This is a genomic window from Escherichia sp. MOD1-EC7011, from assembly GCF_002965005.1.
GTDB lineage: Bacteria > Pseudomonadota > Gammaproteobacteria > Enterobacterales > Enterobacteriaceae > Escherichia > Escherichia ruysiae.
Window position 1 is genome coordinate 1 of sequence record NZ_PTRD01000009.1, and the last position, 12,012, is coordinate 12,012.

Below are 12,012 nucleotides of genomic sequence, written 5' to 3' on the forward strand. Positions count from 1 at the left end.
CCAGTTTTTGTTGATCGACAGATCCATCAGCTTATGAACATTTTCGTCGTCCCAGGTCTGGCAGAAAGTCGCCAGGTTCTGACGGGCGTTACCGTCGAGAAATAATTCATCATTGATAATCTGGAATGCGATGTCATCGCGCATTTCGTGCAGCGGAAAACGTTTAGATTCCGCGATAGTTGAAATTGCCTTTGCGCCAAAACGCGAGTCGAGTAGTTCTGAGCGGAAATCCGTTAACAACTTCTGGTCCATTTCGAACTCCTTAAATTTATTTGAAGGCAATAAAAAAGTAGGATTTATCTGGAATGGACGCAAGGCGTTACGGGTGTAATTTAAATAACAAAATCCTAAACAGAAAAAAGGCTTTTTATAATATAAACATTTAACATGATAATATTAAAAACAGACTTTATTATCGTAATAAAAATCGCCCAAACATTCCTGTCGGGCGATCGAATTAATTATTGTTTATCCTGCATATACGGTGTGTAAACTCCGTTCAGGCTGTGCAAGAAAGCCACGATATCATCCACATCCTCCTGCGGCAGCTCTTTACCGACCTGGTAGCGCAGCATCAGTTTCACCGCCCCGTCCAGCGTCGGCACATCACCGCGATGGAAGTACGGTGCCGTTAGCGCAACGTTACGCAAACCGGGTACTTTCTGACGCAGTTTATCGCGTTCTTCTTTAGTTACATTCATACGGCCAATATCTGCCGCCGTAATTTCACCAAAATTAAAGTCTTTTTTCAGACCCAGCGGTTCGAAAGAACGTCCACCGAGAATAATACCGCCATGACACGTTGCACATTTATTATCTTTAAATAATTGATAACCTTTTTTCTGCTGCGCCGTCAGCGCATTTTCATCACCACGCAACCATTTATCAAACGGTGAATCCGGCGTAATTAATGTTTTCTCAAATTCAGCAATTGCGTCAGTAATATTTTCACCACTGAAACCTTGCGGATAAACTTTGAGGAACTGCGCTTTCAGCACAGGATCTTTTTCCAACTTCGCAATGATTTCGTCCCAGGATTTGGACGCCATTTCAATCGGATTCAGCGGCGGCCCACCCGCCTGATCCTGCAATGTTGCCGCACGACCATCCCAGAACTGCTCAACGTTAAATACTGAGTTAAATACCGTCGGCGCATTAATCGGCCCGACCGCACCACCGACACCAATCGATGTTTTTCTGCCATCGACGCCCCCCGCATTCAACGCATGGCAATGAGCGCATGAAATGGTGCTATCAGCCGATAAACGGGGATCGTGATACAGCGCAAAGCCCAACGCCACTTTTTGCGCATCGGTAGGCAGTTTTTGCGGGATGGGCTGCACCGGTTCATTGCGATGCTCCGGAGCAGTGTCATTACTGGCGTAATATTCCGCGCGCTGTTTTGCAATCCAGGCCAGTATTTCCGCCCGCTCTTCATCACTCACCTTACCCGCCCAGTGTAGCGCGGTATAACGCGTTGGTGGCATAGTTTCATACTGCATCACCCATTCAATCTTATTCAGATCGCTTTGCGAAACGGGTTTATCAGCCAACAGAGCCGCACGCACAGCCTCAAGATTAAAAGATTTATATCCGAGCTTAATGTCGTAATCCATCAACTGTTTCGCGCCAGGAATATAATAATAGGCGGGTAATTCTGCCGAAGGCGTATGGCAATAGTCGCATCCCTTTTCGCGGAGAAAGCCTAAAACCTTATTATTTTCACTGACAGCAGATGCCTGAACATCGGCCTGTTTACTGCGTTTATTATCGTGGTACCACACATAACCAGATAACCCTAAATAGCAAATCGCGACGCCAGCCAGGCCGATCGCGGTAATACGTGAGACCATTTTCATTATTCTTCCCTCACGGTAGTGAGTTATTGTGACCCAGAAAATTTTCCAGAATGCTGCAAACGTCTCTGCGAGACAAAGCCATCATAAAAAACAGGGAGATACGCTTTTTGATAGGAATCAATCAATTACATGAATATAAACTATCAATAAGATAGCCTGTGCCTATTACCCAGATCAGGAATGGCATATCATGATTACGGGGGAGACCATGATTGAATGTTCTGAAAATGAAAAACAACACGAAATCCGTATTTTTATAAATTCCATTGATATTAGCGCGTTATATTTTTTGTCCCATTAATAAACGTGATCCACCGCACGCTTTGTCGCCCATCGACCGGAGCGAATGACTACGCTTAAAGGAAAGCCCGATAATTAGCGACGAATTTCGGAGGTCGGATCCTTATGCTCAATCAGAAAATTCAAAACCCTAATCCAGACGAACTGACGATCGAGGTCGATCTCTGTTATGAGCTGGACCCGTATGAATTAAAACTGGATGAGATGATCGAGGCAGAGCCAGAACCCGAAATGATTGAGGGGCTGCCAGCCTCTGACGCACTAACACCTGCTGACCGCTATCTCGAACTTTTCGAACATGTCCAGTCAGCAAAAATTTTCCCCGACAGTAAAACGTTTCCTGACTGCGCACCCAAAATGGACCCGCTGGATATCTTAATCCGCTATCGTAAAGTGCGCCGTCATCGTGATTTCGATTTGCGCCGATTCGTTGAAAATCACTTCTGGTTACCGGAGATTTACTCCAGTGAATATGTATCGAACCCGCAAAACTCACTGAAAGAGCATATCGACCAGCTATGGCCGGTATTAACCCGTGAGCCACAGGATCACATTCCGTGGTCTTCTCTGCTGGCGCTGCCGCAGTCGTACATTGTTCCAGGGGGTCGTTTTAGCGAAACCTACTACTGGGATTCCTATTTCACCATGCTGGGGCTGGCGGAAAGCGGGCGTGAAGATTTGCTGAAATGCATGGCCGATAACTTCGCCTGGATGATCGAAAACTATGGGCACATCCCCAACGGCAACCGCACCTATTATTTGAGTCGCTCGCAGCCACCGGTGTTCGCGCTGATGGTGGAGCTATTTGAAGAAGATGGTGTACGCGGCGCGCGCCGTTACCTTGAGCATCTTAAAATGGAATATGCCTTCTGGATGGACGGCGCAGAATCGCTGATCCCTAATCAGGCCTATCGCCATGTTGTGCGAATGCCCGACGGATCGCTGCTCAACCGTTACTGGGACGATCGCGACACGCCGCGTGACGAATCCTGGCTTGAAGACGTAGAAACCGCAAAACATTCTGGTCGCCCGCCCAACGAGGTGTACCGCGATTTACGCGCGGGCGCAGCTTCTGGCTGGGATTACTCTTCCCGTTGGCTGCGAGACGCGGGTCGCCTGGCGAGCATTCGTACCACTCAGTTCATCCCCATCGATCTTAATGCTTTCCTGTTTAAACTGGAGAGCGCCATCGCCAACATCTCGTCGCTGAAAGGCGATAAGGAGACGGAAACGCTGTTCCGCCAGAAAGCCAATGCCCGCCGCGATGCGGTAAACCATTATCTCTGGGATGATGAAAATGGTATCTACCGCGATTACGACTGGCGGCGCGAACAGCAGGCACTCTTTTCCGCTGCTGCCATTGTGCCGTTATATGTGGGCATGGCGAACCATGAACAGGCCGACCGTCTGGCAAATGCCGTGCGAAGCCGATTACTGACGCCGGGCGGGATTCTGGCAAGCGAGTATGAAACCGGTGAACAATGGGATAAACCCAACGGCTGGGCACCGTTACAATGGATGGCGATTCAGGGATTTAAAATGTACGGTGATGACCATCTGGGTGATGAGATTGCGCGTAGCTGGCTGAAGACGGTGAATCAGTTCTATCTGGAACAGCACAAACTGATCGAGAAATACCATATTGCCGATGGTATCCCCCGCGAGGGCGGCGGGGGCGAATATCCATTGCAGGATGGCTTTGGCTGGACCAACGGTGTGGTACGCCGTTTAATTGGTTTATACGGCGAACCATAATATTTTTTACAGCCAGCCACTAACGTCCTACTGGCTGTAAAATTATCCTCTTCAGGAGGAGATATTTAGCATCATCGCCGCCTGGGTACGGTTTTTCACTTCCAGACGGCGATAGAGCGATTCCAGGTGCGCTTTTACCGTTCCGGTGCTGATATTTAATGCCCGACCAATCTCTTTATTCGATTCGCCCGCCGCCAGCATGGTTAAAATTTCCCGCTGGCGGGCGCTTAACGATTTGAGATCTTTCGTATCCTTTTCCGGCGTGGTTCGCCAGTCACCGGGCAGAAACATCATTCCCATCGCCGCACTATTGACCGCCAACACAAACGTATCGATCGAAGAATCACGCGGTACAATCGCCATCACATTGAAATGAATAACCTCCTGCAACCATCGTTTGTTGCAATCCGAAGCCGTGATTAACACCTTAACCTCAGGAAATTGCACCACGGTTTTTTGCAACAACCAGTAGCAAAACTCCCCATCCTGATCGCCATCGAGCATAACTAAGGCTTCAGGGTAACTTTCCAGCTTTTGCCATAACTCGTCTGCCTGACCGACGCCCTGAATACCTACGCCTGGAATACGTTGCTGTAAACTGATTTTCATTCCATGAATAAATATTGACTGCCTGTCAAACATGATTATTTGCATTACTGAATCTCCACCTGAATACGTTAAAAAGACTTAAGTAGTGGAAGGGTATTACCCGAGAGACAAAATAAGAATTCGCCATTTGGCGGAGGCCATTCTACAGAGATGAAAGACAGAAAATAGTTACCGATATAAATAGTTACAGCTAAACGCCTGAAATTACATGTCGAGGGCACTATTTAAAAAAATCTTAAGGAATTCCTTATATTTTCACGCCACGTTCCGATTAACCAGGCCAATTCAGCGCACGCTTTAATAGCATCCATAGTTTAAGAAAGTGACTGGATTACGCACAAATACACAATGTTGTATGTCCGCATTTTATAAAACGAATCAAAATTTTGGCTTTGTGTTGGTTATTTCTCTATGCCGAGACGCGAATCCGCCTTTGATTCTCTAAAATCGCCTCACTTTCAACGTTGCATCGTTGTGAAATCATGCATTAGATGTTAGAAAAACAATAAATAATGCGATATACGCGTTACTGTTTCGCTGTGAACAACAATCGGTAAAAGAAATGGATAAAATTCACGCAATGCAGTTGTTCATCAAGGTTGCGGAGCTGGAGAGTTTTTCCCGCGCGGCGGATTTCTTTGCATTGCCAAAAGGAAGCGTTTCGCGCCAGATACAGGCACTGGAACATCAACTTGGCACCCAGCTTCTCCAGCGCACCACGCGACGGGTCAAACTCACGCCTGATGGCATGACCTATTATCAACGGGCAAAAGATGTGTTGAGTAATCTCAACGAACTGGACGGTTTATTTCAGCAGGGCGCCACCAGCATCAGCGGTAAATTGCGCATCGATATCCCATCCGGGATGGCAAAAACCCTGCTACTGCCGCGTCTGCCCGAATTTCTCCATCAATATCCGGGAATTGAACTGGAATTAAGCAGCAATGACCGTCCGGTAGATATTCTTCATGATGGCTTTGATTGCGTAGTACGCACGGGAACGTTGCCCGACGATGGACTCATCACCCGTCCCCTCGGCAAACTGACGATGGTCAACTGCGCCAGTCCGCACTATCTGACGCGCTTTGGTTATCCGCAAAGTCCCGACGACCTGACTTCGCACGCGGTAGTGCATTACACGCCACATCTGGGCGCGCATCCGTTGGGTTTTGAGGTTGCCAGTGTTAATGGCGTCCAGTGGTTTAAGTCCGGCGGCATGCTGACGGTAAACAGTAGAGAAAACTATCTTGCCGCCGGTCTGGCGGGACTGGGGATTATTCAGATCCCCCGCGTCACCGTACGCGAAGCCCTACGCGCCAGACAGCTTATCGAAGTGTTACCCAACTACCGCGCCGAACCACGCTCCATTTCTCTGGTTTACCCACAGCGTCGGGAGCTTTCCCGCCGTGTAAACCTGTTTATGCAGTGGCTGGCTGGTGTGATGAAAGAGTACCTGGACTGACCGACTATACTTTTTAAGAAAGACAACGACAGAAGGACTAAAGAGCGGATGACGCAGGAAAACGAGATTAAACGTCCCACCCAGGATCTGGAGCACGAGCCAATTAAGCATCTGGATAATAGCGATAAAGGCGGCAAAGTTAGCCAGGCGCTGGAAACCGTCACCACCACCGCCGAAAAAATCCAACGCCAACCGATCATCGCACACCTTATTCGCGCGACAGAACGCTTTAACGATCGGCTGGGTAACCAGTTTGGTGCGGCTATCACCTATTTCTCGTTTTTGTCGATGATCCCGATTTTGATGGTGTCGTTTGCCGCAGGGGGTTTTGTGCTGGCCTCCCATCCGATGCTGTTACAGGATATCTTCGATAAGATTCTGCAAAACATCAGCGATCCGACGCTTGCCGCCACGTTGAAAAACACCATCAACACTGCCGTTCAGCAGCGTACTACCGTAGGACTTGTCGGGTTAGCCGTGGCGCTATACTCCGGCATCAACTGGATGGGGAATTTACGTGAAGCAATTCGCGCCCAATCGCGCGATGTCTGGGAACGTTCGCCGCAAGATCAGGAGAAGTTCTGGGTAAAATATCTGCGTGACTTTATTTCGCTGATTGGTTTGTTGATTGCGCTGATTGTGACGCTCTCGATCACTTCCGTTGCTGGTTCTGCGCAACAAATGATTATTAGCGCGCTGCACCTTAATAGCATTGAGTGGCTGAAACCGACGTGGCGGTTGATTGGTCTGGCGATTTCTATCTTTGCCAACTATCTGCTTTTCTTCTGGATCTTCTGGCGCCTGCCGCGCCACCGTCCGCGTAGAAAGGCGCTGATTCGCGGGACATTCCTCGCAGCGATTGGTTTTGAAGTGATTAAAATCGTGATGACCTACACCCTGCCGTCGTTGATGAAATCCCCGTCTGGCGCAGCATTTGGTTCCGTGCTGGGGCTGATGGCGTTTTTCTACTTCTTTGCTCGTCTGACGCTGTTTTGTGCGGCGTGGATTGCCACCGCCGAGTACAAAGATGACCCGCGAATGCCGGGGAAAACGCAGCCTTAAAATATGCCGGATGCGGCGTAAACGCCTTATTCGGCCTGGCTCCCCGTAGGCCGGATAAAATGTGCCAGCATCGCATCCGGCTATAATGCGCACATAACCACCTGAAACGACATCTCTTCAGGAGCGAACAATTTCATACCAACTCATAACCCCAGCATATAAATCCAGTTGGTAACTTTTATTTAACCTAAAACCAGTTTTATTGACTATTTATGAAATTGTGTGAAGCATTTCATAGAAGAAAAATCACCAGCCTAAACATTATCCCCTTTTTGCCTGGTTTTTGACCATTCCCGCGATTTGTTACACATTGAAATATCACTTTTGCTGTGCGTAATATGGCTATTCGTTAGCCAAAAAATAAGAAAAGATTATGCAAGCAACAGCCACAACACTCGAAAATAACCAGGAATTCACGCCGGTAAACTCGCGTAATAAAGTCCTTGTCGCCTCTCTCATTGGCACGGCCATTGAGTTCTTCGACTTTTATATTTACGCTACTGCGGCCGTTATTGTGTTTCCGCATATCTTCTTCCCGCAGGGCGATCCTACGGCAGCAACGCTACAGTCGCTCGCCACCTTCGCCATTGCCTTCGTCGCGCGCCCCATCGGCTCTGCCGTATTTGGTCATTTTGGCGATCGCGTTGGACGTAAAGCGACGCTGGTCGCCTCGTTGCTAACGATGGGAATTTCGACAGTGGTGATTGGTCTGTTGCCGGGCTATGCCACGATTGGTATTTTCGCCCCGCTGCTGCTGGCGCTGGCTCGATTTGGTCAGGGGCTGGGTTTAGGCGGTGAATGGGGCGGCGCGGCGCTGCTGGCAACTGAAAACGCCCCGCCGCGCAAACGTGCATTGTACGGCTCCTTCCCGCAACTGGGCGCACCGATTGGCTTCTTCTTTGCCAACGGCACTTTCTTGCTGCTTTCCTGGCTACTGACCGACGAGCAGTTTATGAGCTGGGGCTGGCGCGTACCGTTTATCTTCTCGGCGGTGCTGGTGATTATCGGCCTGTATGTCCGCGTTTCACTGCATGAATCGCCGGTGTTTGAGAAAGTCGCTAAAGCGAAAAAGCAGGTGAAAATCCCGCTGGGTACGCTGCTGACCAAACATGTTCGCGTAACCGTACTGGGTACGTTCATTATGCTGGCAACCTATACGCTGTTTTACATCATGACCGTCTACTCGATGACCTTTAGTACCGCCGCCGCGCCAGTTGGGCTTGGCCTGCCGCGTAACGAAGTATTGTGGATGCTGATGATGGCAGTGATTGGTTTTGGCGTGATGGTGCCAGTCGCCGGATTACTGGCTGATGCCTTTGGTCGCCGTAAAAGCATGGTAATCATCACGACGCTTATCATCCTGTTCGCGCTGTTCGCCTTTAACCCGTTGCTCGGTTCTGGCAACCCGATTCTGGTTTTTGCCTTCCTGCTGCTGGGGTTAAGTCTGATGGGGCTGACTTTCGGGCCGATGGGCGCGCTGTTGCCAGAACTGTTCCCGACGGAAGTACGTTACACCGGAGCATCGTTCTCTTACAACGTATCGTCGATTCTTGGGGCTTCCGTTGCGCCGTATATCGCAGCCTGGTTGCAGACTAACTACGGGTTAGGCGCAGTGGGGTTATATCTGGCGGCGATGGCTGGCTTGACGTTAATTGCCTTGCTGCTGACGCATGAGACGCGGCATCAGTCGTTGTAAGTATCGTGCGGGCTGCCACCCTCACCCCAGCCCTCTCCCTGAAAGGGAGAGGGAGAAAAGCGGAGCGAGATGTTACATCGCGAACATAACAGCCCTCCCCCCCCAGAAAGTGAACGGAAAAGCGGCACTCGTTATTTCAACACGCACAAAACAGTCCCCTCGCCCCTTTGGGGAGAGGGTTAGGGTGAGGGGAACACGCTGCTCCCGAATTCACCAGCAAATCTAATCCAACCCCATCACTTCTTCATCTGCGACAAAATCGTCCGGCACTGATTAGCTTCACCTTCTGAAGGTGAGATCAGCGCCAGTAACGCCGCCGCAGGCGTCACCAACGTTGCCAGTGCCGCCGCAACAGCGCCACGGGCAATCAACGGCCCGGCCTTCACACCAGCCTGCGGATTCTTAAACGTCCCACGCACATACAGCGGCGAACGCAGCGTGATAATACGAATCCCTTTGCTCTCCGGATCAATAGTCAAATCCAGTTGCTCCGAAGCAAAACTTGCCGTGCCGGTAACATTGATCAACGCATTCTCAGTATCGAAAGCAAAAATCTGCGGGCGTGCCACACCGTTAGCAATATCCAGATTCGCCGCCGCGCAGTTCACCCGCACCTCATCATCACCGAAAATCGCACCGACAATGTAGTTTCCGACGTTCAGCCCAACAATCTCCATCAGGTTACGGCTCACCAGCCCGTCATTCATTAACAGTTTCAGGTTGCCGTTACTATTGCCTAAAAGCGCCGCCACCGAGTTACCGCTACCACGCAGTTCAGCATCGCCATTCATTTCTCCCAGCGTTTTCTGCATCAGTTCTACATCCGGCATCAGCTCCTTCAGTTTCAGTCGACGAGCCTGTATATCCGCCCGCCCCTGCATCGGTTTTTTATCCCCTTCCAGATGAATATTCGCCGCAATGCTGCCGCCCGCCATGCCAAATTTCAGCGGTTGCAGACGCAGGTCAGCGTTTTTGAGGATGATATGGGTAGAAAGAGAGCTAATCGGCAAACTGCTGCCATGTTCTATGCGCCGCCCTTTGAAACGAACATCAGCATCCATCGCATCCCATTTATCGGTTTCGAAGCGGTCATAAGGCAGCACTTTGCCCACAGGCTGAACGTTTTTCTCGCCCTTCTTCTGTTCAGAGCGTTTCGACTTTTCTGCCCCTTCCCCGGAATCAACGCCAATCAATGGTCCCAAATCAGCCAGCCGCAACTGCCGTGACTCAACGTCACCTTCCAGTTTTGGTCGCGGCTTACCGGTGGTGTAGACCAGAGAACCGTGGATATCGCTATCGCCAATGCGCCCGTTAAAGCCGCGATAATCAAAGACCGACGATTTTTCAGTGTCGATTTTCGCTACCAGCCGACCATCCGTTTCAAACGGCGGGGTATCGGGCAGCAGAACGCCCGTCAGTTCATAGAGATCACCCAGCGAATCGCCAGAAAATTTAAGCCGTAAATCGACGCCGCCCATTTTCATTGGGTCATTCACGACGCCATCAAAAGCAACACGGGTATTACCGGAGCGAAAATCAGCCTGCACCGGAAAAGGTGTTCCTTCGCCACGCAGCGCCAGCATACCGCCTATTTTTCCTGTACCCGTGAGCGGTTCGCCGTTATAGCGCCCCTGCGCTTTCAGGCCAAAAACGTAATCGCCTACCTTCTCTTTATCTGCTTTACCTTTCGATCCAGTAACTTCGCTGAACGGCAACGGCTTGCCTAACGGATCGACAAAAATTTCCAGATCTGCTTTGCTTACTTTGTCATCAATAGCGATCCGCCCTTGATCGAACAGAATATTATCCAGACGGAACGACCACGCCGACGGCTTTGCATTCGCGTCTTTGTTGTCATCGTTGGCGAGATTAAACGTCCAGTTATTGTTCTTTTCTGAGAGGCGAATCAGGCGCGCGTCGGGCTTTTCCAGCTTGATCCAGGGCAGCCAGACCGTTTTAGTCAGCAACGCCAGCGGAGCCAGCGTCGCTTCTACGCGCGGTAAATGTACCATCGTCACTTCGGGAATATCCGGCGGGTTGCCGAGAATGATGTCTTGTGCGTGTACATGAGGCCACGGCACCCAGCTACGCCAGCCGGTTTCCTGCTTTTGCCGTTCCCACACCACGCCCAGATCGCCACGGATGGCGAAGGGGCGATTCAGTTCCGCAGAGACTTTCTGGTTGATGGTCGGTTTGAGACGGTTCCAGTCAAACGTTGCAATCAAAATGATCGCCACGACGATCAACAACAAGAAAGCCCCTGAAATCGCAGCGGTTATTTTGCCTGCTTTGCTCATAGTTCGCTTCCTCACATTCTTCCTGTGCCAGTCCTAAAGATAGTCCAGCCAGGCAGAAAATGAGGCGGCTTACAGAGCCAACACCACCGAGTCCAGCGTTTCGATTGGTGCCGGACGTGAAAGAAACCAGCCTTGTGCGGCGAATGCGGGAGAATTTTGCACATCGCCCCACTCTTCCTCAGTCTCGATACCTTCGACGATCACCCCACGGCAGTAGCGGTTCATCAAATGCAAAAGCTGGGAAAAGAGCGTGCGACCTTCGGGCGACTGGCGCAGCATCACAAACAGTTCGCGAGCGATTTTGATGTAGTCGTAACGCACTTCACTTAGCGCAGAGAAATTTGCCATCCCGGTGCCAAAATCATCCAGCCACAGTGGGCCAAATTCGCACATCGAGGCAAACGTTGAATCTTTCGGTAGACGGATGTGTTCCACCAGTTCGAAACGCAGCCAGGGAAGACGGTCAATCTGACGCAAAATTTCCGGCTGCTGACGTAGGGCAAGAAGCGTAGGTCCATCAATATTAACCGATGCCAGCAGGCCGTGCTCAACGAAGAACGCAGCTTTTTTCGCCAGTAAATCAATCTGTTCTTTCACCACATCCATACGATGCCTGACGGTGATTTCGGCAAAATAACGATCTGGCGGCAGCCGTTGCGAGGGATTATCAGGATGCGTGACAATGGTTAAAAGCTCCACGGCCATCAATCGTCCGGAAGTCTGGTAAATCGGCTGCCAGGTATAAACGCGCTCACACTGCAACCAAAAACGCCGTTCCTGCAAGCTCTCGATGCTTGTTTCAGGGTTGCTTATTCGCTGGATAACCTGCCTTATCATCGAAGATGTCCTGTGTTTAAAAGTGATGCTGCCCGGACTCGACAAATATTATCGGCGCGCCACGGCAGAACTTTACCGCCAGAGAGAAGTTAATTTGCCCACACAACGACGGAATCTTCCAGGAATACGTTCTGG

Annotated in this window: 9 protein-coding genes; 4 read left to right on the plus strand and 5 right to left on the minus strand. The window is 50.3% G+C overall.

Features of this window, described 5'->3' with window-relative positions:
• Together A7098_RS03170 and ccp are read right to left on the minus strand one after the other, a co-directional pair.
• Nucleotides 1-252, minus strand: a 252-nt coding sequence (locus tag A7098_RS03170) for a pyridoxal-dependent decarboxylase (protein ID WP_301005535.1), incomplete at its 3' end; no start/stop codon positions are given.
• A 209-nt stretch (nucleotides 253-461) separates the two neighbouring features.
• On the minus strand, nucleotides 462-1,859 hold the full coding sequence (ccp, locus tag A7098_RS03175) for a cytochrome c peroxidase (protein ID WP_105280315.1): 1,398 nt from the start codon (nucleotides 1,857-1,859) through the stop codon (nucleotides 462-464).
• Nucleotides 1,860-2,264: 405 nt separating this feature from the next.
• On the opposite strand from ccp, the gene A7098_RS03180 reads away from it, so the two are divergent.
• The gene (locus tag A7098_RS03180; protein ID WP_000934236.1) at nucleotides 2,265-3,914 is read left to right on the plus strand and encodes an alpha,alpha-trehalase; all 1,650 of its coding nucleotides are present in this window, start codon (nucleotides 2,265-2,267) and stop codon (nucleotides 3,912-3,914) included.
• 51 nt (nucleotides 3,915-3,965) lie between these two features.
• Here A7098_RS03180 and A7098_RS03185 read toward each other — a convergent pair whose 3' ends face one another.
• Nucleotides 3,966-4,568 carry a LuxR C-terminal-related transcriptional regulator gene (locus tag A7098_RS03185; RefSeq protein WP_001165764.1) on the minus strand — a complete coding sequence of 201 codons (603 nt, stop codon included), beginning with the start codon at nucleotides 4,566-4,568 and terminating at the stop codon, nucleotides 3,966-3,968.
• A 517-nt stretch (nucleotides 4,569-5,085) separates the two neighbouring features.
• Here A7098_RS03185 and A7098_RS03190 point away from each other — a divergent pair.
• The 3 genes from A7098_RS03190 (at nucleotide 5,086) to A7098_RS03200 (ending at nucleotide 8,743) form a co-directional block, all read left to right on the plus strand.
• Entirely contained in the window at nucleotides 5,086-5,985 is a 900-nt protein-coding gene (locus A7098_RS03190; RefSeq protein WP_032226745.1) for a LysR family transcriptional regulator, read from the plus strand.
• 48 nt (nucleotides 5,986-6,033) lie between these two features.
• The gene (gene yhjD / locus A7098_RS03195) at nucleotides 6,034-7,047 is read left to right on the plus strand and encodes an inner membrane protein YhjD (RefSeq protein WP_000191243.1); all 1,014 of its coding nucleotides are present in this window, start codon (nucleotides 6,034-6,036) and stop codon (nucleotides 7,045-7,047) included.
• A gap of 373 nt (nucleotides 7,048-7,420) precedes the next feature.
• A complete protein-coding gene (locus A7098_RS03200) occupies nucleotides 7,421-8,743 on the plus strand; it encodes an MFS transporter (protein WP_001149026.1) in 1,323 nt (440 codons plus the stop codon).
• 236 nt (nucleotides 8,744-8,979) lie between these two features.
• On the opposite strand, the gene A7098_RS03205 is transcribed toward A7098_RS03200, so the two are convergent.
• Nucleotides 8,980-11,040: an AsmA family protein gene (locus A7098_RS03205; RefSeq protein WP_105280316.1), complete on the minus strand. Its 2,061-nt coding sequence runs from the start codon at nucleotides 11,038-11,040 to the stop codon at nucleotides 8,980-8,982.
• Between the two features lie 69 nt (nucleotides 11,041-11,109).
• Nucleotides 11,110-11,877: a cyclic-guanylate-specific phosphodiesterase gene (gene pdeH, locus A7098_RS03210; protein ID WP_105280317.1), complete on the minus strand. Its 768-nt coding sequence runs from the start codon at nucleotides 11,875-11,877 to the stop codon at nucleotides 11,110-11,112.
• Between the last annotated feature and the right edge of the window lie 135 nt (nucleotides 11,878-12,012).